The following is a 24,563-nucleotide window of genomic DNA, read 5'->3' as shown; positions in this document are numbered from 1 at the left end:
CTGGTCCCTCCGGCCTCGACCGGCTCGTCCCTCCGGCCTCGACCGGCTCGTCCCTCCGGCCCCGACCGGCTCGTCCCTCCGGCCTCGACCGGCTCGTCCCTCCGGCCCCGACCGGCTCGTCCCTCCGGCACCACCGGCTGGTCCCCCCCCGCATTCACCGCGTCCGGAACAGCGGGCACCGACCGAGCCCCCGCACCTCCCCCCCCCACCCATCCCCACATCCCCCGGGAAGGCCCTCATGCCCGAGTCCCGAAGCGGCCGGCGCCGACTCCCCAGCCGCCGGGCCGTCCTGGCCGCGGCCGCCGTCGGCCTCGGCACCGCGCTCACCGCATCGCTCAGCGCGTGCTCCTCCTCCGGCGACGTGTCGTCCGAAGGAGTCACCCTCACCTTCTCCTGGTGGGGCAACGACGACCGCGCCGAGCGCACCAAGAAGGCCGTGGCGCTCTTCGAGCGGGAACACCCCGGCATCACCGTCCGCACCTCCAACGCCGACTTCGGCTCCTACATGCAGAAGCTGGCCACCCAGGCCGCCGGCGGCGGCATCCCGGACGTGGCGCAGCTCGACTACCGCCAGATCTCCCAGTACTCGGGCGGCGGCGCGCTCCTGCCGCTCGACGACGCCGTCGAGCACGGCACGATCCGCACCTCCGAGATGGACGAGGAGTTCCTCCGCACGGGCACCTACGAGGGCGAGCAGTACGCCGTGCCGATGGGCCGCGGCATCACCGGCTACGCCTACGACTCCGAGATCTACGCACAGGCCGGCATCCCCGCCCCCCGGCCCGACTGGACCTGGGAGGAATGGGCCGACGCCAACCGGAAGATCGCCGCCCTGGGACTGAAGGCCCCGGACGGACGCACCGTGGTGGGCGCCAACGACAACGGCGTCAACGAGGACATCTTCGAGGACTGGCTGCGCGGCCGCGGCGGAGTGCTCTACGCGAGCCAGACGAAGCTGGGCTTCACCGAGGACGACCTCACCGAGTTCTGGACCTTCTGCGACAGGCTGCGCGAGGAGGGCGCCGTCGCCGAGGCCCCGGACACCGCACAGGCCAACACCACCGAGATGTCACCCATGGGCCGGGGTCTCGCCGCCGCCGACTTCACCTGGGACGCGCCGTTCCCCGGGTACCCCGCGCTGCTCGGCGACCAGGTCCACTTCGCCCCGGTCCCCACCACCGACGGGCGCCAGGGCGCGTACTTCAAGCCCTCCATGCTCCTCGGCGTCGGGGCGCACACCGACCACCCCGAGGAGGCCACCGCCCTCGTCGACTTCCTCCTCAACGACGAGCGGGCCGGGGACATCCTCGGCTTCACCCGCTCCACACCCCCCAACCGGCGGATCGCCGCCCGCGTCGCCCAGACCCTGGAAGGGGCCGAGCGGGAGATCTACCAGTACGCCCAGAAGATGGAGAAGTACGGCCTGGACGCCCCGCCCGCCGCGCCGCCGCGGGGCGACGTCGCCCTCCAGACCGCCTTCAAACGCGCCTACCACCGCGTGATGTACGACCTCACCTCCCCGCGTGCGGCGGCACGGGAATTCATCGACGAGGCCAACCGGGAGCTGCGGTCATGAGCACGGTGTCGACCAGGGCGCCCGCGCGCGCCGACCGCACCACGGGACCACGGCCGCCGGCCGGTCGCCGACGCCGCCGTGAACAGCAGTGGCCCGCCTACGTGTTCCTCACCCCGTGGATGCTCGGCGCGGCCGTGCTCACGCTGGTGCCCATGGCCGTGTCCCTGTGGCTGTCCTTCACGGACTACAACCTCTTCGACCCGCCGCACTGGGTGGGCCTGCGCAACTACACCGAGATGCTCACCGAGGACCCCCGCTACTGGCGGTCGGTCGGCACCACCCTGCTGTACGTCGTCGTCGCCGTACCCCTCAAACTGGGCCTCGCGCTCGGCGCGGCCATGCTCCTCAAGAACCTCGGCCGCGGCCGCGCCTTCTACCGTTCCGCCTTCTACGCGCCCTCGCTGCTCGGGGCGAGCATGTCGATCGCCCTGGTGTGGCGGGCGCTGTTCAACGACGGCGGCACCGTCACCGAGGTCCTCGGCTCCCTCGGCATCCACACCGGCAGCTGGGTCGGCGACCCGGACCTCGCCGTCTACGTCGTCGTCCTGCTGACGGTCTGGCAGTTCGGCGCACCCATGGTGATCTTCCTCGCCGGGCTCCAGCAGATCTCGCCCGAGCTGTACGAGGCGGCGGCGCTGGACGGCGCGGGCCGGTGGCGGCAGTTCGTGTCCGTCACCGTGCCGATGCTGTCCCCGGTCGTCTTCTTCAACCTGGTCCTGGAGATGATCCAGTCCTTCCAGGTGTTCACCCCGGCCTTCGCGGTCAGCGGCGGCGAGGGCGGCCCCGCCGACTCGACGCTGTTCTACACGCTCTACCTCTACGAACGCGGCTTCACCGCCTCCCACATGGGCTACGCGGCCGCCATGGCCTGGCTCCTGCTGATCGCCATCGGCGTCATCACCCTGATCCTGTTCCGGACCTCCAGGTCCTGGGTCTTCTACGCGGACGAGGAGGGACGATGAACCCCACCACCAGGCGATGGCTGCCGCACACGGTCGCCCTCGCGGGACTGCTCGTCCTGCTGTACCCCCTGGCCTGGCTGCTCGCCACCTCCCTCAAACCGGCCGACGAGGTGGTGACCAGCCTGGACCTGTGGCCCAGCCACCTGGAGTGGTCGAACTACACGACCGCCCTGGACGGAGTCTCCGGGGTGCCGGTGAGCCGGCTGCTGTGGAACTCCCTGCTGATCGCGGGCGGCGCCGTCGTCGGCAACGTGCTGTCCTGCTCCCTGGCCGCCTACGCCTTCGCCCGGCTGCGCTTCAGGATGCGCAAGGCGATGTTCGCCTTCATGGTCGCCACGCTGATGCTGCCGCACCACGTCGTGCTGATCCCGCAGTACATCATCTTCAACCGGCTCGGCATGGTGGACACCTACTGGCCGCTGATCCTGCCCAAGTTCCTGGCCACCGAGGCGTTCTTCGTCTTCCTCATCGTCCAGTTCATGCGCGGGCTGCCACGCGAGCTGGAGGAGTCGGCCCGCATCGACGGCTGCGGCGCCTTCCGCACGTACTGGGCGGTCACCCTGCCGCTGAGCCGGCCGTCGCTGATCACCACGGCCATCTTCACGTTCATCTGGACCTGGAACGACTTCTTCACGCAGATGATCTACCTGTTCGCGCCGGAGAAGTTCACCATCACCCTGGCCCTGCGCAGCTTCGTCGACCAGTCCAGCACCTCCGCCTACGGCCCCATGTTCGCCATGTCGGTGCTCTCCGTCCTGCCCATCGTGCTGTTCTTCTTCGTGTTCCAGCGCTACCTGGTGCAGGGCATGGCCACCTCCGGACTGAAGGGCTGACCCCATGACCCAGGTGCCCGCACTTCCGCCGAGCGACCGCAGGGAACCCGGCGAGGTCTTCTCGACCGGCTTCACCCTCTTCGCCGACATGCTGCTGGTGGGCCTGCTCACCGCCGTCGCCTGCCTGCCCGTCGTCACCGCGCCGGCCGCGTTCGCCGCCGCCTCGGCCACCCTGCGCCGGGCGGCCGAGGACGCGGTGCCCGTCCGGGCCGGGACGTACACCGGGCAGCTGCGCGCCCGGCTGACCCGCGGCTCACTCGCCGGCGGTCTGGCCGTACCGCTGCTCGTCGGCATCCTGCTGGTGGACTCCGCGCTGGCCCGCGCCGCCCTGCCCGGCGCGGACCTCGTCGCTCCCGCGCTGCTGATGCTCACCCTCGGCCTCGCGGTAGTGGCCCTGCGCACCACCGCGCTGCCGGCACCGCACGCACTGTCCCCGCGCGAAGGCCTCCTGCGCTCCCTCACCGACCTCCGCGGCACCCTCCTGCTGGCCGGCGCGGTCGTCCTGGCCGCGCTGCTCGCCTGGTCGATCCCCGTACTGATCCCCCTCCTTCCCGGCCCGCTGGCCTTCGCGGCCACCGCGGTGGACCTGCGGCTCACGGGCGGCACGGCCGGTGGTGTGAGAAGATCCCGAACCCATGGGTGAAGCGACACAAGCGGCGGACACGGCGGACACGGCACACACGGCGGACGAGACGGATGTGACGGACGCGCCGCCGGCCGACGTGGTCCTCGCCGGGTACGGCCCGGTCGGGCGGGCCTTCGTCGACCGGCTGGCCCGGGACGGCGACACGCTGGCACGCCGTCACGGTGTACGGCCGCGGGTGGCCGCCGTCCGCGCCAGCACGGCCCAGTGCCGGCCGGCTGCGGACGGAGCGCTGCCGCCGCGCTCGCAGTGGGGTCCCGTACGGCCCCTGGACGAGACCCTCGACCGCACCGGCGCACGGGTGTTCGTCCAGGCCGTCCCGTCCTCGCCCGGCCTGCGGGAGCGTGCCGCGCAGGAAGCGGTGACCGCACTGCGCCGCGGGGTGCACGTGGTGACGGCCACCAAGAGCCACCTGCTCACGCACTGGCGGGAACTGGAGGCGGCCGCCCGGACCGGCGGCAGCATGATCAGGATCTCCGGGGCCACCGGCGCGGCCCTCCCGGCGGGCGATCTGGCGCGGACCTCCCTGCGCGGCCTGGACTGCCGGACGATCCGCGCCTGCCCCAACGGCACCGCCACCTTCGTGCTCGACCGCCTCGCCGAAGGCGACACGCTGGACGACGCGATCGGTGCCGCGCGGCAGCGGGGCATCGCGGAGGCGGACCCGTCGGCGGACCTGTCGGGCGAGGACGCCGCCACCAAGGTGCGGCTGCTGGCCGCGCTGGCCTGGGGCTGGGACCCGGCCGAGGTGCGGGTGCGGGCGCAGCCGGTCGACGGCAGCACCGCCGGCCGGGCCCTGGACGCGGCGTCCCGGTCCCTGCGGCTGCGGGCGGTCGCCGGTGCGTCGGTGGCCGAGCCCGGCGTCGTGCGCGTACGGCTGGAGGAGACGCAGCCGGGGGACCCGCTGCACGCGCTGAACGGGCCCGAGAAGGCCGTGGTCTTCGGCTGTCCGGACGCGGGCGACGTGACCGTGAGCGGCGGACGGTCGAGCCCGGTGGGCGCGGCGCTGGCCCTGGTGCGGGACACGGTCGAGGTCGCGGCCCCGCGCGCGGGCTTCCGCTGACGGTACGAGTGCCGCGGCCGCCCTCGCGGGGGCTCACGACACGGTGATCACGGTCTTGCCGCGGGCGTGGCCCTCCTCGACGTGCCGCACCGCCTCCGCCGCGTCGGCCAGGGCGAAGGTCCGGCCGACCACGGGGGTGAGCTGCCCGGCCTCGACGAGCGCGGCGACGGCGAGCAGGTCCTCGTGGGCCGGCCCGTCCGGCGTCGCGGGGAGGATCGGACGCAGCCTCTGCCGCGTGACCGTGTCGACCGCCGCCACTTTCAGCGTGGCGCCGATCGCCCCGAACACCCGGCCGGGGGAGCCGCCGCCGTTGGCCACCAGGACGCCCGCCGGGGTGAGTGCCCGGCGCAGCCGGCCCAGCGGATGGTTGCCCACGTTGTCCAGGACGACGTCGTAGCGTTCGCGTCCGTCGGTGAAGTCCTCCCGGGCGTAGTCCAGGACGTGGGCCGCGCCCAGGGAACGCACCAGGTCGGCGTTGCGGGCGCTGCACACCCCGGTGACCTCCGCCTCCAGGAGCGCCGCGATCTGCACCGCGAAGGTGCCCACGCCGCCGCCCGCCCCGTTGACCAGCACCCGCTGCCCGGACCGTACCCGGCCGACGGTGCGGATGCCGCGCAGCGCGGTCACCGCGCCCACCGGCAGCGCCGCGGCCTGCTCGAACGTCAGGTCCGAGGGCACCGGCACCAGCAGTGGCGCGGAGGTGCGGGCGTACTCGGCGAAGGCACCCGGGCAGAAGCCCAGCACCGGATCGCCGGGGGAGAGCCCCCGCACGTCCGCGCCGACCCGCTCCACGACCCCGGCCGCGTCGAGGCCGGCCACCCGGGACTTCGGCCGGGTCAGCCCCATGCCGCCCAACAGCCGTGCCGCGTACGGGTCTCCGCGCAGCATGTGCCAGTCGTAGGGGTTGACCGCGGCGGCGCGCACCCGCACCAGCACCTGCCCGGCCCCGGCACGAGGCTGGTCCACGTCCCGCAGCCGCAGACTGTCCGGCGGGCCGAACCGCTCCTGGACCACTGCCTTCATCGCCCTGCCACCATCCCCTCGGGGACCCTCGGGACCGCTCGCGGGTCACGCGGTGAGGGCACCGTAGGGGCAGGGCCCACCGCCGTCAATGCCCGTACCGGGAGCCGTCGGCACCACGTCGGCCGGACACCTACGGGTGCCGGCCGGCGTGCGTGAAGTCGTAGGCGCAGAAGTCGGCGAGCGGGACGTAACCGATGCGCCGGTAGAGGGCGTTGCTGGTGCGGTTGGCGGGGTCGGTGAAGAGCACGACCTCCTTCGCGCCCGCGGCCAGCGCGGCACGGGTGACCTCGACCGTCACGGCGGCCGCGTAGCCGCGACCGCGCTGCCCGGCGGGGGTGTAGACGGGGTCGATCCGGACCTGTCCGCCGACCAGCGGGTTCGCGCCCGCCATGGAGACGGGCGTGCCGTCCGGGGTCTCCCAGAAGGTGTAGCGCTTCTCCGCGAAGCGCGTACCGGCCCAGGACGCGGCGTCGATGGTCACCGCCTCGCCGACGTCGGCGGCGAACTCACGGCACCACCGCATGAGGTGCTCGTGCTCCCGCTCGCCCACGATCCGGCCCCGGCCCGCCGGTAGGCGCCGCGGCGGGGTGAGGGTGCCCAGCCGGTGGAGACGGGCGCCCCAGCCGCGTACGGGTGCGGCGCCGGTGTGCCGTCGCCAGGCCCCGGCGAAGGCGGTGGCGGTCTCCTCGTCGGACAGGACGCCGGAGGGACGCGGGCCGCGGTCGACCAGGTGGGTGGCGAGGGAGTCGGCCTGCCCGGGGGAGAGGGCGGTGAGGGTCAGCCGGCCGGTCGGCGGACGCAGGAGGGCGGCACGGACCGCGCCGTCTTCCATCAGCCACCCGAAGACGGTGGACCCCGCCCCGGGCGGGGCACCGTTCCCGTCGCGCGTGCGCAGCTTCTCGATCGCCGTCAGGGGCGTGGTGTGCGGCGCGGGGCGCGAGCACAGGAAGTCCCAGGCCCGGGCCAGGAAGTCGTCGAGGTCTTCGGTGAGGTGCCAGCCGTCCGGTCGCATGCCTCATGGTCCCCGAAATGGCGCCCGAACCGGGCGCGGCCGTGGGAAGTTCTCGTCCGCGAGCACGCCGGAGGGCCCGGACATACGTCAGAGGACGTCGTAGAGCAGATGGGTGGCGTTCGGGGTGGGGTGCACGCTCCGCCGGACCAGGGTGCGCGGCGTCCCGCCGGTGAACAGCGGTGTTCCGGAGCCCAGCACGACGGGAGCCAGGTGCAGGGACAGCACGTCGACCAGCCCGGCGTCGAGCGCCGAGCCGATCAGGGCGCCGCCGCCCATGAGGACGACGTCGAGGTCGCGGCCGCGGTCCGCCGCGGCCGTCTCGGCCCGCCCGCGCGCCGCGGTGACGGCGTCGGGCAGCCCGGTCGTGACGAACGTCCAGTCGAGGCCGGTAAGCCGGACCGAGACCGGGGGCGCACCCGTCACCACGACGAACGGGGGCCTGCCCACCTCCGCCGCGCCGTAACCGACGGTGTCGTCCCAGCCGCCCGGCCCGTCGACCAGGTCGAAGAGCCTGCGGCCGAGGACGACGGCGCCCGAGCGGGCGGTGGTCTCCCGCACGATCCGCCGCTCCTCCGGGTCGTCGGAGAACGCCCAGGTGTGCAGGGCCTCGCCGCCGGTGCCCAGCCCGTTGCCCGGTCCGGGATCCGGCCCGGTGACACAGCCGTCGAGGGAGATCGAGATGTCCGCGATGATCCGAGTCATACAGGGGTGACCCGATGTGTCGCCCGAACTCATCGCTCGAGGGTGCGGCGGATGCCGAATCGGCACTTCCCCAGACATTCACAGGACATGTACAACGTTTCACAAGCTTCGCTTGTCTCTCTGTCCAGTCACGATTCACCCACGCGTCACCTGGAGTTGTCCGCATGCCTCGGTTCAGCATCGTCGTCCCCGTGTTCAAGGTGCAGGGATACCTCCGGGAATGTCTGGACTCGGTCCTGGCGCAGTCGTACCGGGACATCGAGGTCATCGCCGTGGACGACTGCTCACCGGACTCCTGCGGCGCGATCATCGACGAGTACGCCGCCCGCGACCCCCGCCTCCAGGCCGTGCACCTCCCGGAGAACGTCGGCCTGGGGCGGGCCCGCAACGCGGGACTCGAGCGGGCCCGCGGCGACTACATCCTCTTCCTCGACAGCGACGACTCCTACACCCCCGGCCTGCTGGAGGCGCTGGCCGCCCGGCTGGACGCCGTGGGGGACCTGGACATCCTGGTCTTCGACCACGTGCGCACCTACTGGTCGGGCAGGGGCGGCCGCAGCCAGGCCGCGCACCTGATCGAACGGGCGGGCACCGACGTCTTCCGTCTCGAGGACCGGCCCGAGTACGTGGAGCTGTTCCTGGTGGCCTGGAACAAGGCGTTCCGCCGCGAGTTCTTCGTCGGGCAGGGCTTCCAGTACGCCCCCGGCCTGTACGAGGACGCGCCGGTCACCCACATGGCGATGGTCACGGCCGAGCGCATCGGGTGTCTGAACCGGGTCGGGGTCGAGTACCGCCAGCGCCGCCAGGGCGCGATCACGAAGACGCCGGGGCGCAAGCACTTCGACATCTTCCAGCAGTACGAGGGGCTGTTCGCGTTCCTCGCGGAGCGGCCCGAGCTGGCCTGGGCCACGCCCATGCTGTTCGAGCGGGCCGTGTTCCACATGCTGTTCGCGCTCAAGCGCCCCGAGCGGGTGCGGGTCGCCGACCGCAAGGAGTTCTTCGAGCGCACCGCGGACTTCTACGCGCGCCACGTCCCGGCCGGCTTCACGATGCCCGAGGGGCCGACCGGGGTGTACATGCGGACCGTGGCCAAACGGCTCTACCGCGCCTACCAGGCCGCCCAACTCGCCGCGCGCGCCAAAACGGCGGGACCGACCAAGGTCGTCAGGGCCAGGACCAGGGCGGGCAAGCGCGCCTACGCCGGGCTGTACACCCTGCAACGCAGGCGCTCCCCGGATCCCGCTCTCGCCGTCTACACCTCCTACTGGGACCGGCTGCCGTCCTGCAACCCGCTCGCGGTCTTCGAGAAGGCCGCGGAACTCGCCCCGCAGGTGCACGGCGTGTGGGTGGTGCGCAAGGAACTGGCCGGCCTGGTCCCCGACGGCATCGACCACGTGGTGCGCGACTCGCGCCGCTACTGGGAGGTGATGGCCCGCGCACGGTACTTCGTGAGCAACGTCAACTTCCCGGACCACATCGTCAAGCGCCCCGGGCAGCTGCACCTCCAGACCCATCACGGGACGCCGCTCAAGCGCATGGGCCTGGACCAGCGGGCCTACCCCGCGGCCGCCCGGGGCATGGACTTCGACCGCCTCCTCGAACGCGTGGACCGCTGGGACCTCAGCGTCTCCTCCAACCAGCACTCCACCAAGCAGTGGGAGCGCGCCTACCCCGGCTCCTACGAGTCCCTCGACGCGGGCTACCCGCGCAACGACCGCTACTACGGCGCGGGTTTTGAGGAGGTCGCCGCCGTCCGCGCCCGGCTCGGCATCGCTCCGGGCAGGACCGCCCTGCTGTACGCGCCGACCCACCGCGACTACCGGACCGGCTGGACACCGTCCTTCGACCTGGCCCGGCTGGCCAAGGCCCTGGGCGACGACTTCGTCCTGCTGGTCCGCACCCACTACTTCGACGACCGCAGCCCCGAGCTGAGCGACCTCGCCGCACGGGGCGCCGTCCTCGACGTGTCCCGCCACCCCTCGGTCGAGGACCTCTGCCTGGCGGCGGACGCGCTCGTCGCCGACTACTCGTCCCTCACCTTCGACTACGCCAACCTCGACCGGCCCATCGTCATATACGCCGACGACTGGGAGATCTACTCCCAGGTCCGCGGCGTCACCTTCGACCTCCTCTCCGGCCGGCCCGGCGACACCCCGGGGGCGGTCGCCACCACCGAGGAGGAACTGGCCGACACCTTCCGCAGCGGCCGTTGGCGCGGCCCCGAGGCCACCGCCCTGCGCGCGGCCTTCCGGGCGCGCTTCTGCCAGTACGACGACGGCCACGCCGCCGAGCGGGTGGTGCGCCGCTTCTTCCTCGGCGAGGACGCGGGTCCGGCGGTCGTCCCGCTGGAGCGCCGCACCCCGGCGCCGTCACCGGCGCTCGGCTGACCGGGACGCGTCCGGCCCCCGGAACGGAAGCTTCCGGCCGTTTCCGGGACCGGACGTGTCGTTCGCCGCCCCGCACGGGCGGCGGTCGCGCACAGTACTTCCATGACGACACCCGCGCAGTCGCTCCGCTCCCTCGCCCGCACCCGTGCCTCGCTCGACGGCGAAGAAGTCACGTACTGGTGGTCCGGGAACGTGTACGCGTGGGCTCCCGACCAGCCCTACGAGCACGTCTTCGGCTTCGAAGGGGTCAACGTCGCCCGCCTGGTCCAGGACGCCGACGACGGCCCGGACGCCTACCGCCTGCTCACCCGGGAGGCCGCCTTCTACCTGGACCCCGCCACCCGAGAGATCCTGGAGACCTGGCGGGACCTGCCGGTGGTGCACGTCTGGAACGACCCGGCGAACCAGAAGTGGCGCCCCTTCCCGGTCCCGACGACCGACCTCGGCGCCCAGGTCTGCTTCAGCCTGGAGATCCCGCTCGCCTACCCCTCGCCCCTGCCGGTGGCCCAGTACCCCCTCCACTCGGCCGGCGACACGTACCGGGCGCTGGAGCTCTTCCAGTTCTTCGCCCACCGCGCGGACCTGGCCGGCCCGGCCCCCAGCGTCCCGGCGACCATGTCGTGGACCCGGATGTCCCCGTGGCTGCCGTGGATGGCCCGGGGGCAGCAGCCCGGCGGCCTCACCTTCCACTGCCGGGGCCGCAAGCTCGGTTCGTACGCCGAGGTGCCCGAGCGCACCCGCGCCTACATCGCCGGCCACCACCCGCGGTTCGCGCGGGCGCCGGAGAAGTGGAGCGAGCCCAACGAGACGAGCTGGACGTACTTCCGCACCCTCAACCCGCCCGTGTGAGGACCATGGGCACGCTGCCGCGGGAGGGCGCTTTATGGTTGCCTGATGCGATTTGTTCCCCGGTGGGTGCTGCTGTCGTCGGGATGCGCACCCGTGCTGCTGATCGCGGGCTGGACCGGCGCCGCGCACGCCGAAGGGTCCTCCTACGATCCCGTCACACAGACGATCAGCGTCCTGGGGTCCTACGGGGCCGCCGGGTTCTGGGTGATGACGACGGCCTTCCTGGCCCTGGGTGTCTGCCACCTGCTGACCGCCTGGGGGCTGCGGGCCGCCGCCACCCCCGGGCGCGTCGCGCTGGGCGGAGGCGGACTGGCCGCACTGGTCCTGGTGGCGCTCCCCGCGCCGAGCAGCGGGGGCTCCCTGCGCCACGGCGCGGTGGTGGTGGTCGGGTTCACGCTCCTCGCGGTGTGGCCGGTACTCGCCGTCAACGGAGGTCCGGCCGCTCCCTGGGCGCTGCGTCTGGTGCCCTCGATCGCGGTGACGGCCCTGATGGCGGCCGGCGGGGTGTGGTTCCTGATCGAGATGGGGCGGCACGGCGGCGCCGGCGTCGCGGAACGCGTCGTGACCTCCCTCCAGTCGCTGTGGCCCTTCGTGGTGGCCGCCTCCTGCCTTCGCCACGCCCGGCAACGGCCCTGATCCCGTACCGCGGGGCCGCTCAGCGCCGCGCCAGCGCCAGCACACTCAGCCCGAACATCAGGACGCCCAGGGGAACATGCACCGACGGGACGTGCGCGATGCCGAGCACGACCTGGACCGAGGCGAGGAGCAGGAAGCCGCAGGCGTGCAGGACGGGCTTGAGCGGACCGCCGCCCGGCTTCCACGCCAGTACCGCCGCGAGCACGTACAGCATCGACGCCCCGTACATCACCCGGGCCCCGGCACTGTGCAGCGTCTCCCCGTAGGAGGCGGTCAGCAGCAGTCCGGCGGAGGCCGCCTGGAGGAAGAGGGTCAGTGTTTGCAGGGCGATCGCGATCCGCAGGAACGAGATCCGGCGCCGCGCCGTCACCTGGGTTGCCATGCCGCGGTCCTCTTTTCCGCCCGGGGGCAGTAGATCGGTAAGGTCTCACCCACCCGACGAAACGGGGCGGCGAAAGGTAAGGCCGAAAGGCCGGGCGGGGGCGGTCGGGCATGGGGACGGCTGGGGCGGGGAACGAGGCGACGGTCGGAGACCGGCGCCAACTGATCAATGTCGCCTACCGGTTGCTCGGCTCACTGACCGAGGCCGAGGACGCCGTGCAGGAGGCCTACGCGCGCTGGTACGCGCTGCCGCGCGGCAGGCAGGAGGAGACGGTGTCCCCGGGCGCCTGGCTGACCACCGTGACCGGCCGCGTCTGCCTGGACGTGCTCGGCTCGGCGCGGGCCCGGCGCGAACGCTACGTCGGCGCGTGGCTGCCGGAGCCGCTGCCCGCGCACACCGAGCGGGACGGGCCCGGCGCCGGCCTCGCGGACCCCGCCGACCAGATGGTCCTGGACGAGTCGGTGACCATGGCCTTCCTCGTGGTCCTGGAGTCCCTGACTCCGGCGGAGCGGGTGGCCTTCGTGCTGCACGACGTCTTCCGCTACCCCTTCGCCGAGATCGCGGGCATCCTCCGGCGGACTCCCGCGGCCTGCAAGCAGCTCGCCGCCTCGGGCCGGCGCCGGGTGCGCGACGCGCGGACCCGGGCGGCCCCCGCCGTACAGGCCGACGTGGTGCGGCAGGTCAAGGCGGCGTGGGAGAGGAAGGACATCGCCGCCCTGGTGGACCTCCTCGACCCGGCCGCCGTCATGACCGCCGACGGCGGCGGCAGGGCGGGCACCGTCCTGCGCCCGGTCGAGGGCGGAGGCCGCATCGCCCCGTACATGGTCGCCATCGCCGACAAGGCCCCCGGCCTGGAACTCCTGGAGCGCTCGGTCAACGGGGCACCGGGCCTGGTGGCCCGGCGCGACGGCGTCGTCGTGACCGTGGCCGCCTTCGACGTCGCCGAAGGCCGCGTCAGCCGTATCTGGGTGGTCCGCAACCCCGAGAAGCTGCGGCCGTGGGTAGGCTGAACCGGGTCGCGGCAGTCGTGTCGCAGCAGATGTGACAGATGGGGAGTTCCGCCATGACCACAGCGCACGACCTGACCATCGTCTCCCTCGATATTCCCTCCGACTACCCGGTCGAGCGCGGCGACCTGTCGCTGGCCCTGGCCGGGGCGGAACTGATCGACCTGCTGGAAGCGGGGACGGTCGCGCTGGACGGCCCCCTCCTGCGGCAGGTGTCGCCGAGCGCGTCCGGCGACCGGCTCCTCGACGCGGCGGCGTCGCTGGTCGGCCAGGAGCCGGACGAGCCCGTGACGGACTGGCTGTGGCGCCGGGGAGACGGTCTGGCGGGCCAGTACCTCGCTGCCGCGGGGGCCGACGACGGTGGCAGCAGGCGCGCGCTGTGGAGCGCCCGGCGCGGCGCCGACCGGCCGGCCCCGGCCGATCCGTCGGCCCGCCGGCGCGCCGGTGACCGCTGGGCCGGCGGCGATCCGGTGCTGGTGGGTCTCGCGGCCGCGGTGGGCATCCGGCACGAGTCCGCCGACGAGGTGGCGGACCCCGAGGACGACGCGGTCGCGACGGTCGTCGCCGCGGTGCACGACGCCGTGGTGGAGCTGGCCGCCACCCGGCAGCGCCGCAGCATCGAGGGAGCGGCGTTCGACAACATCTGGCGTGCGATCTGACGGCAGTGCGATCTGACGGCAGTGCGATGTGACGGCCGTGCGATCTGACGGCCCCGGAGTGACGGCCCGGCCGGTCAGATGCGCCAGGAACGGAGCACGTCGGCGATGTCGTAGATGCTCAGCCGGGTCTCTTGGACCTTTCTGATCAGGTCCGACAGGGCCCCGTAGGGCGGATCGATGCCCTCCCCGGACTGGTCCATGTACTGACCGGTGACGAAGGCCGCGAAGAGGCTGTTGCGGTGGGGGAGGGGCTCGAGCCGCACCACGGTGTGCAGGAGTGCGGCCGCGCGCCAGGCGCTGTCGGGGTTGGACGCCGCCAGGGTCGGCATGCGGGTCTTGTGGCGGGCCACCGCCGCGACGAGGGCCGAGTAGTCCGTGACCGACACGTCCTCGTTGTCCAGAGCGGCGTCCTGGACGTCCAGGAGCCAGGGGACATCTATGTACAGGGGCTCGCTCATCAGGCGGCGGTGACTCCCTCGCCGCGCTGGGACGGGGGGATCTCGTCCGGGAACGCCTCGTCGAACTCGGCGCGCAGCCGGTCCGCCCACGAGGCGGCGCCGGCGACGAACCGCTTGCGCTGCATCTCGCGGACCCCGAGGTCGTGCATGTACTGCTTGAGGCTCTTGCCCTCGGCCGCGGCCGCGGCCCGGACGCCTTCCATTTCTTCCTCGGTGAAGGTCACGTTGAGTGATGGCATAACGGCATGGTACCTACTCGGTACCTGAAGTGCGACTCACTGGACGCGAAGACCGCCCCGGCATGTCGCGGCCCGTCCGGCCACGAGGGTCGGCGAGGATTTCCGTCGATCGCGGTCCCGGGAGCGCGGCCGGGGAGCAGGGAGGCAGTGGTGACGATCGAGCGGGTCGGACTCGTGGTCCACGGGGGTCGCGCGGGCGCCGCCGCAGCGGCCCGGGAGGTCCGCGCGTGGTGCGACGAGAACGCCGTCGCCTGCACGGACATCGACGTGTGGAGCGACGCCGGGCGGCACAGCGCCCGCCAGGAGGTGGACGCGGCGGGCGACCCGGACCTGGTCGTCACCCTGGGCGGCGACGGCACCTTCCTGCGCGGCGCACGGCTGGCGGCGGAGAACGACGCCCTGATCCTGGGCGTGGACCTGGGCAGGGTCGGGTTCCTGACCGAGGTGCCCGCACCGGCCGTCCGCTCCGCCCTCGACGCCGTGCAGGGGGACCACCTGGAGCCGGAGAGCCGCATGCTGCTCACGCTGCGTGCCTCCCGGCTCCTGGAGATCCCCCCGGAGATGGAAGCGCTCCTGCGGTACGGGCGAGGACCGCTGCTGCCTCCCCCACGGGTGCGGACCGACTGCGAGAGCGGCGACGAGTGGGGCATCGCCCTGAACGTCACGGCCCTCAACGACGTGGTGCTCGAGAAGCTGTCCCGGGACCGGCAGATCTCCGTCGGCGTCTACATCGCGGGCCGGCTGCTGGCCTCCTACTCCGCCGACGCGCTGCTCGTCGCGACCCCGACGGGCTCCACCGCCTACAGCTTCGCCGCGGGCGGCCCGGTCGTCTCGCCCCGCGCGGAGGCACTCGTCTTCACCGCGGTGGCCCCGCACATGACGTTCGACCGTTCCGTGGTCACCGCGCCGGACGAACCCGTCGGACTGCGGATCCTGGAACGCTCGGGCCGGGCCGCCGTGAGCATCGACGGACAACTGCGGGGCGTCCTCGATCCGGGCGACTGGCTCGGTGTCTACGCCGCTCCCCGCCGGCTGCGGGCGGTGCGCCTCGGCCCCATGGACTTCTACGGCCGCCTGCGCGACCGCATGCGGCTGACCGACGCCCCGGCCGCGGTCGCCGACGGCACGCCCGCCCCGCTCTGGCCGGTCAGCACGCCCCCGCCGGGAGACCTCGCCCACCTGGCCATGCCGGTGCCGACGGCCGAAGACGACTGAGCCGATCAGGGGGCTCCCGCGTACGGCGGAGCGCCCCTTCGCCCGGCGTTGCCCTCGGGGCAGGGTCAAGCGGGCTTGCGCCACACGGAGATGTGCTTCGGGGAGTCCTGCGTGAACGGAGTCCCGTCCCAGTCCCCGACCCGGCGTTCGCACGCGAGTCCGGCGATCCGGGCCATCAGGTCGAGCTCGGCGGGCCAGGCGTACCGGTGCCGGGAGTTGTCGCGGCGGTAGGTGCCGTCGGCCGGGTCGACGGTGAAGTGGTGGGAGACGAGGACCTGTTCGACCAGGTCGAAGGTGTCGAAGCCGAGGTGCCGTTCGGAGACGTCGAACGGCACCGCGACCTGGCCGGGCGGCAGGTACCGCAGCGGTGGCACGCCCAGCTCGATGACGAAGCGGCCGCCGGGGCTCAGATGGCGCGCCGCGTTGCGGAAGCACTCGACCTGCTCGTCCTGGGTGAGCAGGTTCGTGATGGTGTTGTAGACGAGGTACACCAGGGTGAACTCGCCGGGAACGACGGTGGTGGCCATGTCCCCGAGGGTCACCGGGAGCGTCTCCTCGTCGGCCTTGCGCCGCAGGACCGCCGCCATGTGCTCGGACAGCTCGATGCCCACCACCGGCACGCCGCGTTCCCGCAGCGGGACGCCCACGCGTCCGGTCCCGATGGCGAACTCCAGCGCCCGCCCCTCTCCGGCGAGTTCGGCAAGGAAGTCCAGGGTCGGGCCGAGGACGGCGGCGGAGGCCATCCCGGTCTCGGTCTCCTCGGCGTCGTAGCGGTCGGCGGTCTCACGGGTCCACAGCTCGCTGCTCGTCACGGGCGGACATACTGCCGGGCGCACCGGTGCGCTGTCGACGCAATTACGCGGGGCCGTCACCGCTCCTCGCGCAGCCGGAGCAGGTACGTCGCGGTCAGTGCGACGGCACGGTCCTCGTCCCGCGACAGCTCCGCCAGCGCGCCGGACGCCCTCGTACCCGGGACGCCCGCCAGCGCCTGGGTCAGCCGGCCGCGCGCGGGTGCGTCGGTGCTCCCGTGGGCGAGACGGCCGACGAGCCCGGCCGCGATCCGGTCCGCCGTCGCGCTGTCCTGCGCCAGCACGCTCAGCGCGTCGGCGGCGTCGGTGTCGTTCCGGCCCGCCACGATCATGTCGATGAGCGTCGGGACGGCGTCGACCACACCCTGCGCCCCGAGTGCCAGCGCCGCGTATCCGCGGACCACGGCGTCGGGGCTCGCGAGCGCGTCCCGCAGCCGTGCGGTGGCCTCGCCGCCGGACAGCTCGGTGAGCGCCAGGACCGCACGCTCCCGCACCGCGGCAACCGGTGAGTCGAGGCCCTTTGCCAGCGGTGCCGCGGCGTCGTCGCCCGACCGTGCCAGTGCCCACCGAAGGGCCCCGGCGACGTTGGTGTCCGTCTCGCTCAGCGCCGCCTCGACCAGCGCCTCCACCGGCACCGCCGCCTCGTGGACCGAGGAGAGGGCCGCGCGCTGGCGCGCGTCCGGGCTCTCGGAGCCCAGCGCCTGGAGGAGCGCGACGGCCTGGAGGACGTCCTCCCAGCCGGCCGGCCCCGCGGCATCGATCCGGCGCAGCCGGGTGAGCAACTCGGTCTCCGCCGCGATGCGTTCGCGTGTCCGGCGGACAAGGTCGTCGACGAGTGCCGACGGCGCGAAACCGGGTTCGTCGAGCGCCCGCCCGATCTCGCGCAGCGACAGCCCCAGCGACCGCAGGCTCTCGACGTGGAAGATCCGCCGGACGTCCTCCCGGGAGTACTCCCGGTAACCGGAACCGGTACGGCCGGAGGGGCGCACCAGGCCGAGCGACTCGTAGTGCCTGAGCATGCGGGCACTGACCCCGGACCGTCGCGCCACCTCACCGATCAACACGCTCTATGGTCCCTCGTGAGGGGAACCGCCGAGAGCCACGACGCGCTTCGCCTCCTCGATCGCCGAGGCGAACCCGGTGTCGGGGTCGCGCAGCAGCCGCCGCGTGGCGAGCGCGTGGGCACGCACCTGCGGGTCGGGGGCCGTCGTCGCGGCGTCCAGGACCTCCACGACCGCCTCGTCCAGCGCGATCAGCGCCCGGCTGAGACTCAGCTGCGTCTCCCGGTCACCGCGTCCCAGCTGCGTCGCCAGCACCGCGGCCAGGGCGGGCTCCTCGCCCCCGGGCACGAGGACGACCGCGGCCCGCCAGGCACTGCGCGCCACCTCGTCGTCCGCGTCGCAGAGCACCGCCCGGGTGATCGCCGGCCACGCCCGCCGGTCCCCGATCTTGGACAGCGTGTGCAGCGCCTGGCTGCGCGCCTGCGGCCGGCCGGAGTCCACCTCGCCGACCAGCCGGGCGAGCGTCAGGGACACCGGATGGCGGGTGAGCGCCCAGGTCAGCATGTCGCGGACGAAGAACTCCGGCTCGACGGCGGACCGTTCGACGAGCGTGTCCACGTAGCGCGGGTCCGGCGCCGAGCCGACCGCGAGGGCCGCCCGCAGCCGCACGGACGCACGCCCGTCCGCCAGCCCCCTGAGCGCCCGCACCGGATCCGCGTCCTGACGCGTCATGGTCATCGGGACCACCTCCTGGACAGCAGTGAAGACCTTGTCACCGTGTCAAGGTCAACCGGGCCGCCCCCGGGACGGCCCGCACGCCGCAGGCCACGCAATGGCCCGAATCGGCTGTTATGAGACCTGCGGGAACGACTACGGTGGGTCCGACCCGAGGGGATCGGCGCGACGGCCGGTGAGCCGGGCGAAGCGGGGGAGTGGGCAAGGGCGTGGGAGAGTACCGCAGGTCGCCCGGGGGCGGTGGGCGGGTGACCGGTCGGCCGGCGCACGCGGTGCTGCCGTCGTCGCTGCGCCTGGCACTGGTGGTGATCGCGTCCCTCGCCGCGCTGGTGCTCCTCGTCTTCGGGACCACGTACGCCGGTGACAGCGAACCGGGCGCGGTGGACGCGCGCATCTGGGCGGTGGTGGACGGGGTGGAGCCGCCGTGGCGGCACGTCGCCGTGGTCACGGACTTCCTGGGGGAGCCCGTCGGCGCGGTGCTGGTGGTCGCGGTCGTCGTGACGGGCTGCCTGCTGCTTCGGCGGCCGCGCGCCGCGGTGTTCGTCGTGACCGGCGCAGGACTGACCGTGGGGACGACGACGCTGCTCAAGCCCGTCGTGGGACGCACCATCCACGGCGACAACCTGTCCTATCCGAGCGGACACACCGCCTTCCTCACGGCGATCGCCCTCATGGTGTCGCTGCTCGCGGCAGGCCGCCTCGGCCTCAACCGGGCGGTCGGCACGGCGTTCGTCTTCGCCGCGGGGCTGGTGGCCGGCGCCACCATGGGCTGGGCGCAGGTGGCCATGGGCTCGCACTACGCGACCGACACCCTGGGCGGCTGGTGCACCGCGCTGGCGGTGCTGCCGGTGAGCGCCTGGCTGGTCGACCGGACCGCCGACCGGCTGGCCGACCGCGCGCCGGCCGGCCCGCCGGCGGACGCCCCCGCCGACCGGAGAGCCGGCGCCGGTCGGCAGGAGTGCCACTGACACGGTGCCGGGGCACGGGGCGCCGGCGGCTCGCCGGCGCCCCGTGCGCCGCACCTCACGCCAGGCGGCGGAACACCGGCTTCACCGCCCGCCCGGCCATCCAGGGCGTGGGATCCGCCGCGTCCAGCGCCTTGCGGTACACCGCACAGGCCTCGGCCACCACGTCGACGGTCCGGTCGATGTCGTCGTCGCCGAGCGCGCTGCTCACCACGAACGACGGGGCCAGCACCCCGCCCGCGAGGAGCCGGCGCAGGAACAGGGTCCGGTACGGCTGCGAGGGCTGCCCGTTCTCGTCCAGGGTGGCGAAGACCAGGTTGCTGGCCCGCCCCCGGACGACGACGTGGTCGCCGACACCCATGCTCGCCGCGGCCTCGCGGACACCGGCGGCCAGCCGCTCGCCGAGGGCGTGCAGCCGCGCGCTGACTCCCTCCTCGGTGTAGGTGCTCTGCACGGCCATCGCGGCGGCCAGCGCATGCGTCTCCGCGCCGTGGGTGGTGGACAGCAGGAACACCCGCTCGCCCGAGTGACGCAGTCCGCCCCGCTCCATCAGGTCGCGGCGCCCGGCCAGCGCCGAGACGGCGAACCCGTTGCCCAGCGCCTTGCCGAACGTGGAGAGGTCGGGGACGACGCCGTACAGACCCTGGGCGCCCGCTTCGGACCAGCGGAAACCGGTGATCATCTCGTCGAACACCAGGACGCAGCCGTACCGGTCGGCCAGCTCGCGCAGACCCGCGAGGTACCCGGGCGGCGGCTCGGCGTGGGTGGCGGGCTCGAGGACCAGGCAGGCGACCTCGTCCCGGTGCCGGGTGAGCAGTTCCTCCGTGGCGGCCAGGTCGCCGTAGGGGAACGCCACGGTGAGGTCCCCGGTCGCCGCGGGGACACCGGCGGACATCGGCGTGGTGCCGATGAACCAGTCGTCGACGGAGAAGAACGGGTGGTCGGCGCAGACGGCCACCCGGGGGCGCCCGGTGGCGGCACGGGCCAGCCGCACCGCGGCGGTGGTGGCGTCGGAGCCGTTCTTCGCGAACTTCACCATCTCCGCGGTCGGCACCGTGGCCAGGAAGCGCTCCGCGGCCTCGACCTCCACGATGGAAGGCCGGACGAAGTTGCTGCCCCGGTCGAGCTCCCGCCGCACCGCTTCGGTGACGCGGGGGTGGGCATGGCCCAGGCTTACCGAGCGCAGGCCGGAGCCGTACTCGATGTAGCGGTTGCCGTCGACGTCCCACACGTGGGCGCCCCGGCCGTGGCTGATGACCGGGGCCAGGTTCTCCGGGTACTGGTCGTCGCCCTTGGCGTAGGTGTGCGCGCCCCCGGGGACCATGGCGTGCAGCCGCGCGTTCGCCTCGCGCGACCGGGGCAGGTCGGGCTCTTCGCTGTTCACTCCGGCCTCACCCTTCCCGGCGCTTCAGGACCTCGGCGAGGCTCGGCGCCTCCCGGTCCCGCGCGGACATCGAGGCGGCCGGCAGCGGCCAGGGCACGGCCAGCTCCGGGTCGTCGAAGGCGATCGTCACGTCCTCCGCCGGATCGTGCGGCCGGTCGATCCGGTACGACACGTCGGAGGTCTCCGTCAGCGACTGGAAGCCGTGCGCGCACCCCGCCGGGACGTACACCGTCGCCTGCGTCTCGCCGGACAGCTCGAAGAAGGCCTGGCCCAGGTAGGTCGGCGAGTCCGCCCGCAGATCCACCACCACGTCGAAGATCACGCCGTACGAGCACCGCACCAGCTTGGCTTCACCGGCTCCGGAGCGCAGGTGCAGGCCGCGCAGCACCCCCCGGACCGAGCGGGACACGCTGTCCTGCACGAAGGCGGCCGGGTCGAGCCCCACCGAGCGGACGACGTCGGCGTCGAAGGTGCGGCAGAAGAAGCCGCGTTCGTCGGCGTGCGGCGTCGGTTCGAACAGGTACGCGCCGGAGATCTCCGGCACCTCGGTCGCCTTCATGGTGCCTCCCGCAGGGCCTGGGGGTGGTCGGTCGCCGGGAACAGCGCCGTGGTCAGGTCGGTGAACTGCTGCTCGACGCGCCGTGCGACGGCGAGATTCCGCTCGAAGACGGTCCGGCGCACCTCGGCCGACCGCCGCTCCAGCTCACGGAACTGTTCGAGCAGCCGGTCGGCGTCGGCCTCGCGCGCCGGGTGGCAGTACGCGCTCATCCCCATCTCGGCCATGAGCGCGTCGCTCTTCGCCGAGTAGCTGAGCGCGAGGGTCGGCGTACCGACCTTCAGGGCGCAGACCAGGTTGTGGTAGCGGGTCGCCACCACGGCGTCGGCACACGCCGTCTCCTTCATCAGGTCGGCCAGCGAGGCCGCCTCGGCGACGGTGACCAGCGGCGAGCCCACCGCGTCGACGATCGCGGCGGCCACCGGGCGGTCCAGCTCGTCGCCGGTGAGCAGCCGGACCGTCCTGCCGTCCTCGACCAGCGCGCGGACGAACCGCGTCGTCCCGTCGAGGTAGCGCCGGTGGATCTCCTCGGCCACGGTCCGCTCGTCGTTGCTGCCGTGGAAGTCCATGACGCCCACGCAGACCGGGCCCCGCGCGTTCGAGGGCTCGTTCGCCGACGGCGCGGGCAGGGCGAACACGAGGTCCGCGTAGACCTCGTCCCGCGCCGTGTCCACGCCCATCGCCCGCATGGCGTCGCGCGACTGGACGTCCCGGTAGGACCGGTACGCGGCCAGCCGCGTCGACCAGCGGGTCAGGACGCGGGTCGACCGGTTGCCGATCGCGCCCGCGCCGACGCTGACCAGCGCGACCCGGGTGCCGGACAGCCGGCCCGTCAGGCACAGCAGGAACAGCGAGTACGGGAAGCCCCAGGGCCTGAGCGGCAGCGTGGTCTCCAGGACGCCGGTGCCCGGCACGATCACCGCGTCGTGCCGGCGCACCCAGGCGGCGGTGCGGAAGACGTCGACGAGTTTGCCCAGGGCCTTGGCCGCGATCGCGCTCACGCGTGAAGCGGTCCGGTACTCCCCGCGGTACCAGTTCAGCCGCGTCGCGGGAACCCCGTACCGGGTCGCGACGGTTTCGGGGCCGCCGCACATGGCGTCCACGACCGCGCCGGGATGTGCGGCCCTGAGGTGGTCGAGCACGGCTTCCAGCGACCCGTCGTTGCCGCTGTTGCCGGCTCCGAACAGTCCGAACACGCCGATGCGTAAAGGCTTCTCGCGCATGGAGGTCATGCCTGCCTTCCCTCGCGGCCGGCGACCAGGTCGTCGACGGAGACGGTGAGCCGGTCCGGGTCGACGGGAGCGCGGTCCTCGACCCGCTCGCCGGCGCCCGGCCGGACCCGGCTGGTCAGCCACGCGGCCAGATGGCGGTGGCACGCCCGCCGGTCGGCCGAGGACAGCGGTGCCCGCCCGATCGCCGAGGCGAATCCCCAGACGTACTCGGCGAGCAGCCGGGGTGTCGGGTGCAGCGGGCCCGCCCGGCGCGGGTCCAGGTTGACGCACCGGGCGCGCTTGGAGGGGTTCGCCCGCTCGGCCCGGGTGGGGTGGTCGCGGCGGAAGTACAGCAGCTCCGGCACCTGGTGGAAGGGACCGTGCAGGGTGATCTCGGCGACGAACGTGCGGTCCGCGTGGTGGTAGCTGTCGTGCGGCTTCACGCGGCGCAGCATCGCGGACCGCATCACCCCGTAGAAGTCGTCGCCCCCGGGCTCGAACAGCAGGCTGCGGAACCGCTCCGGAGCGCGCGGGGAGTCGGTGGCGAGTCCGTACTCGTAGGGGACCTTCACCTTGCCGTCGCCGTCGATGACCGCCTGGCCGCTGTGCGCGAGGACCAGCTCCGGCCGCTCGTCCAGCGCCGCCACGCAGCTGCGCAGCAGGTCACGGGCGTAGAGGTCGTCGTGCGAGGCCCATTTGAACAGCTCGCCGCGGCACTCGGTGAAGACGTAGTTGTGGTTCGGCGCGGCGCCGATGTTGCGGGGCAGCCGGATGTACCGGATGCGCGAGTCCCGGGCGGCGTACCGGCGGCAGATGGCCTGGGTGCCGTCGGTCGACGCGTTGTCGGAGATCACCAGTTCGAAGTCCTCGTAGGTCTGCCCCAGGAGGGCGTCCAGCGACTCGGCCAGATACTCCTCGCCGTTGTAGACGGGAAGGCCGATGCTCAGCCGGGGGTGGGGGGTCATGTGGTCCTCACTTCGGGAATGGGATGGTGGTCGCGCTCGCGCAGGGCGGCCCGCAGTTGCAGCCACCACACGACCGAACCGCAGACGGACGCGGCGGCGGCGCCCCAGGCTGAACCGACCGTGCCGCCCGCGACCGCACCGCCGAGCCCGCCCGCGACGTAGCAGGCGGAGGCGAACAACTGGCAGCGCAGACTGCGCCGGGCCGCGGCCAGCGCGCGCAGCCCGGCCGCCGCGCCGGTGCCGAGCCCGGCGCCCGCGACGCTGAGGGTGACCGGCACGATGAGCTCCGAGGCGCCGCTCCAGACGTCGCCGAGGACGAGTTCGCCGAGCCGGTCCGGCACCAGCAGCAGTGCCGCGCCCCACAGCAGCGCGGCGACGGTCTGCCCGGCGCCGAGCAGGAAACAGAACTTCCCGAGCCGCTCGGGTGCCTGCCGCAGCACCCGTGCCGACTCGGCCACGGTGACCAGCGACAGTCCCATCAGCACCGCGAGGAACGGGCCGAGCAGGAGTTCCGCGCCCCGGATCACACCCACCGCGCCGACCCCGACGATCGCGCCGAGTCCGTACGCCCGGATCTGGCCCGCACCGCTGACGCCGACGTTCTCGACCAGGTAGCGGTAGCCGAGGTCGCGGTGGTCGCGGTGCCACTCGCGTGCCCCGGTCGGCCTCGGCCGGATCCCGGACTGGAACCAGCCGTACGCCGCGGCCACCGCGGCCGACCCGCCCCAGGCGAGCAGGAAGGCCGGCACGGTGCCCACCCGGGCCGCCACCACCATGGCCGGGACGAGGGCGACGGCCCACGCGACGTCGTTGACGAACGCCTTGCGGCCGACGCCGGCGGCGAAGAACGAGTAACGCCAGGCGTCCTGGAGCAGCAGGCCCGGCAGCACGATGCCGAGCGCCGCGAACGCGGCCCCCACCCGGCCGCCGATGCCGAGCCCGGCGATCAGGGACACCGCCCCGATCCCGGCGCCGACCAGGAGGGCGGCGCCCGACGCCCGGGCCACCGCCCCGCGCCAGGACGCCTCCGGCACTGCGCTGAAGCGCACCACGAGCGGGTCGGTGGCCAGCCCGCGGGAGACGTTGAGGACCACGCCGTAGGTCACCCAGGCCAGGCTGAACACACCGAAAGCGGTCAGCCCGAGCGAGCGGGCCACGTAGATGCCCACCACGAAGTTGGACAGGCTGGAGGCCGCCTGGTCGGCCAGCCCCCAGGACAGCCTGCCGACGACGCCCCGCCGGGCGGCCCCCGCCGCCGGCGTCGTCTTCTCCCCCTCGACGGTCATCGGCG

26 protein-coding genes are annotated in these 24,563 nt (G+C 73.5%); 12 read left to right on the top strand and 14 right to left on the bottom strand.

Translation table 11 applies throughout. The features are described 5' to 3' along the window. Window positions 1-238 precede the first annotated feature (238 nt). From B9W62_RS01340 to B9W62_RS01320, 5 genes are read left to right on the top strand one after another with little or no spacing between them, the layout of a single operon-like run. Window positions 239-1,576 (top strand): ABC transporter substrate-binding protein, encoded by a 1,338-nt coding sequence (locus tag B9W62_RS01340; RefSeq protein WP_087804328.1) that lies wholly within the window; start codon window positions 239-241, stop codon window positions 1,574-1,576. After that, window positions 1,573-2,538, top strand: a complete 966-nt coding sequence (locus B9W62_RS01335) for a carbohydrate ABC transporter permease (protein WP_087804326.1) — start codon at window positions 1,573-1,575, stop codon at window positions 2,536-2,538. The genes B9W62_RS01340 and B9W62_RS01335 overlap by 4 nt, the downstream gene beginning before the upstream one ends. Beyond that, the gene (locus B9W62_RS01330) at window positions 2,535-3,371 is read left to right on the top strand and encodes a carbohydrate ABC transporter permease (protein WP_087804324.1); all 837 of its coding nucleotides are present in this window, start codon (window positions 2,535-2,537) and stop codon (window positions 3,369-3,371) included. The genes B9W62_RS01335 and B9W62_RS01330 overlap by 4 nt, the downstream gene beginning before the upstream one ends. Before the next feature lie 4 nt (window positions 3,372-3,375). Next, window positions 3,376-4,014 (top strand): hypothetical protein, encoded by a 639-nt coding sequence (locus tag B9W62_RS01325; RefSeq protein WP_087804322.1) that lies wholly within the window; start codon window positions 3,376-3,378, stop codon window positions 4,012-4,014. After that, the gene (locus B9W62_RS01320) at window positions 4,007-5,077 is read left to right on the top strand and encodes a homoserine dehydrogenase (protein ID WP_087804320.1); all 1,071 of its coding nucleotides are present in this window, start codon (window positions 4,007-4,009) and stop codon (window positions 5,075-5,077) included. Before B9W62_RS01325 ends, B9W62_RS01320 begins: the two co-directional genes overlap by 8 nt. A gap of 33 nt (window positions 5,078-5,110) precedes the next feature. Here the strand turns inward: B9W62_RS01320 and B9W62_RS01315 are convergent, their stop codons facing one another. The 3 genes from B9W62_RS01315 to B9W62_RS01305 form a co-directional block, all read right to left on the bottom strand. Beyond that, window positions 5,111-6,100: an NAD(P)-dependent alcohol dehydrogenase gene (locus B9W62_RS01315; RefSeq protein ID WP_087804318.1), complete on the bottom strand. Its 990-nt coding sequence runs from the start codon at window positions 6,098-6,100 to the stop codon at window positions 5,111-5,113. A gap of 130 nt (window positions 6,101-6,230) precedes the next feature. Then, window positions 6,231-7,112, bottom strand: a complete 882-nt coding sequence (locus B9W62_RS01310) for a GNAT family N-acetyltransferase (RefSeq protein ID WP_087804316.1) — start codon at window positions 7,110-7,112, stop codon at window positions 6,231-6,233. Between the two features lie 87 nt (window positions 7,113-7,199). After that, entirely contained in the window at window positions 7,200-7,814 is a 615-nt protein-coding gene (locus B9W62_RS01305) for a dihydrofolate reductase family protein (protein WP_087804314.1), read from the bottom strand. A 164-nt stretch (window positions 7,815-7,978) separates the two neighbouring features. Here B9W62_RS01305 and B9W62_RS01300 point away from each other — a divergent pair, with 164 nt between their 5' ends. The 3 genes from B9W62_RS01300 (at window position 7,979) to B9W62_RS01290 (ending at window position 11,686) form a co-directional block, all read left to right on the top strand. Beyond that, window positions 7,979-10,201, top strand: a complete 2,223-nt coding sequence (locus B9W62_RS01300; RefSeq protein ID WP_087804312.1) for a bifunctional glycosyltransferase/CDP-glycerol:glycerophosphate glycerophosphotransferase — start codon at window positions 7,979-7,981, stop codon at window positions 10,199-10,201. Between the two features lie 102 nt (window positions 10,202-10,303). Next, on the top strand, window positions 10,304-11,050 hold the full coding sequence (locus tag B9W62_RS01295) for a DUF1838 family protein (RefSeq protein ID WP_087804310.1): 747 nt from the start codon (window positions 10,304-10,306) through the stop codon (window positions 11,048-11,050). Window positions 11,051-11,095: 45 nt separating this feature from the next. Next, window positions 11,096-11,686 carry a DUF998 domain-containing protein gene (locus tag B9W62_RS01290; protein WP_087804309.1) on the top strand — a complete coding sequence of 197 codons (591 nt, stop codon included), beginning with the start codon at window positions 11,096-11,098 and terminating at the stop codon, window positions 11,684-11,686. A gap of 19 nt (window positions 11,687-11,705) precedes the next feature. Here B9W62_RS01290 and B9W62_RS01285 read toward each other — a convergent pair whose 3' ends face one another. Continuing rightward, window positions 11,706-12,068, bottom strand: a complete 363-nt coding sequence (locus tag B9W62_RS01285; RefSeq protein WP_087804307.1) for a hypothetical protein — start codon at window positions 12,066-12,068, stop codon at window positions 11,706-11,708. A 110-nt stretch (window positions 12,069-12,178) separates the two neighbouring features. On the opposite strand from B9W62_RS01285, the gene sigJ reads away from it, so the two are divergent. Together sigJ and B9W62_RS01275 are read left to right on the top strand one after the other, a co-directional pair. Beyond that, the gene (gene sigJ, locus B9W62_RS01280; RefSeq protein WP_087804305.1) at window positions 12,179-13,078 is read left to right on the top strand and encodes an RNA polymerase sigma factor SigJ; all 900 of its coding nucleotides are present in this window, start codon (window positions 12,179-12,181) and stop codon (window positions 13,076-13,078) included. A 53-nt stretch (window positions 13,079-13,131) separates the two neighbouring features. After that, window positions 13,132-13,734 carry a GPP34 family phosphoprotein gene (locus tag B9W62_RS01275; RefSeq protein WP_087804303.1) on the top strand — a complete coding sequence of 201 codons (603 nt, stop codon included), beginning with the start codon at window positions 13,132-13,134 and terminating at the stop codon, window positions 13,732-13,734. 74 nt (window positions 13,735-13,808) lie between these two features. Here the strand turns inward: B9W62_RS01275 and B9W62_RS01270 are convergent, their stop codons facing one another. Next, the gene (locus tag B9W62_RS01270) at window positions 13,809-14,192 is read right to left on the bottom strand and encodes a toxin Doc (protein ID WP_087804302.1); all 384 of its coding nucleotides are present in this window, start codon (window positions 14,190-14,192) and stop codon (window positions 13,809-13,811) included. Next, the gene (locus tag B9W62_RS01265; RefSeq protein WP_164457822.1) at window positions 14,192-14,431 is read right to left on the bottom strand and encodes a hypothetical protein; all 240 of its coding nucleotides are present in this window, start codon (window positions 14,429-14,431) and stop codon (window positions 14,192-14,194) included. Before B9W62_RS01265 ends, B9W62_RS01270 begins: the two co-directional genes overlap by 1 nt. Before the next feature lie 150 nt (window positions 14,432-14,581). Between B9W62_RS01265 and B9W62_RS01260 the strand changes: the two genes are divergently transcribed. Then, window positions 14,582-15,646 carry an NAD(+)/NADH kinase gene (locus tag B9W62_RS01260; RefSeq protein WP_087804298.1) on the top strand — a complete coding sequence of 355 codons (1,065 nt, stop codon included), beginning with the start codon at window positions 14,582-14,584 and terminating at the stop codon, window positions 15,644-15,646. 65 nt (window positions 15,647-15,711) lie between these two features. On the opposite strand, the gene B9W62_RS01255 is transcribed toward B9W62_RS01260, so the two are convergent. The 3 genes from B9W62_RS01255 to B9W62_RS01245 are packed head-to-tail and all read right to left on the bottom strand — an operon-like array spanning window position 15,712 to window position 18,194. Then, complete coding sequence (locus tag B9W62_RS01255; RefSeq protein ID WP_087804296.1) at window positions 15,712-16,458, bottom strand: class I SAM-dependent DNA methyltransferase; 747 nt, start codon at window positions 16,456-16,458, stop codon at window positions 15,712-15,714. A gap of 56 nt (window positions 16,459-16,514) precedes the next feature. Further along, entirely contained in the window at window positions 16,515-17,519 is a 1,005-nt protein-coding gene (locus B9W62_RS01250; RefSeq protein WP_087804294.1) for a MerR family transcriptional regulator, read from the bottom strand. A gap of 3 nt (window positions 17,520-17,522) precedes the next feature. Beyond that, a complete protein-coding gene (locus B9W62_RS01245; protein WP_087804293.1) occupies window positions 17,523-18,194 on the bottom strand; it encodes a HEAT repeat domain-containing protein in 672 nt (223 codons plus the stop codon). 245 nt (window positions 18,195-18,439) lie between these two features. Between B9W62_RS01245 and B9W62_RS01240 the strand changes: the two genes are divergently transcribed. Continuing rightward, window positions 18,440-19,159: a phosphatase PAP2 family protein gene (locus tag B9W62_RS01240; RefSeq protein WP_087804292.1), complete on the top strand. Its 720-nt coding sequence runs from the start codon at window positions 18,440-18,442 to the stop codon at window positions 19,157-19,159. Between the two features lie 55 nt (window positions 19,160-19,214). On the opposite strand, the gene B9W62_RS01235 is transcribed toward B9W62_RS01240, so the two are convergent. The 5 genes from B9W62_RS01235 to B9W62_RS01215 are packed head-to-tail and all read right to left on the bottom strand — an operon-like array spanning window position 19,215 to window position 24,558. Further along, window positions 19,215-20,540 carry a glutamate-1-semialdehyde 2,1-aminomutase gene (locus B9W62_RS01235; RefSeq protein WP_087804290.1) on the bottom strand — a complete coding sequence of 442 codons (1,326 nt, stop codon included), beginning with the start codon at window positions 20,538-20,540 and terminating at the stop codon, window positions 19,215-19,217. Between the two features lie 7 nt (window positions 20,541-20,547). Continuing rightward, complete coding sequence (locus B9W62_RS01230; RefSeq protein ID WP_087804288.1) at window positions 20,548-21,099, bottom strand: dTDP-4-dehydrorhamnose 3,5-epimerase family protein; 552 nt, start codon at window positions 21,097-21,099, stop codon at window positions 20,548-20,550. Continuing rightward, the gene (locus B9W62_RS01225; protein ID WP_179235296.1) at window positions 21,096-22,328 is read right to left on the bottom strand and encodes a polysaccharide pyruvyl transferase family protein; all 1,233 of its coding nucleotides are present in this window, start codon (window positions 22,326-22,328) and stop codon (window positions 21,096-21,098) included. Before B9W62_RS01225 ends, B9W62_RS01230 begins: the two co-directional genes overlap by 4 nt. Continuing rightward, on the bottom strand, window positions 22,325-23,272 hold the full coding sequence (locus tag B9W62_RS01220; protein ID WP_087804286.1) for a glycosyltransferase family 2 protein: 948 nt from the start codon (window positions 23,270-23,272) through the stop codon (window positions 22,325-22,327). Before B9W62_RS01220 ends, B9W62_RS01225 begins: the two co-directional genes overlap by 4 nt. Beyond that, complete coding sequence (locus B9W62_RS01215; protein ID WP_087804284.1) at window positions 23,269-24,558, bottom strand: MATE family efflux transporter; 1,290 nt, start codon at window positions 24,556-24,558, stop codon at window positions 23,269-23,271. Before B9W62_RS01215 ends, B9W62_RS01220 begins: the two co-directional genes overlap by 4 nt. Between the last annotated feature and the right edge of the window lie 5 nt (window positions 24,559-24,563).

Origin of the sequence: Streptomyces sp. CS113 (genome assembly GCF_002188365.1) — a bacterium.
In the GTDB taxonomy this organism is placed as follows: Bacteria; Actinomycetota; Actinomycetes; order Streptomycetales; family Streptomycetaceae; genus Streptomyces; species Streptomyces tendae.
Note: the sequence above shows the minus strand (reverse complement) of the source record. Positions and strands in the feature narration are given on the sequence as shown.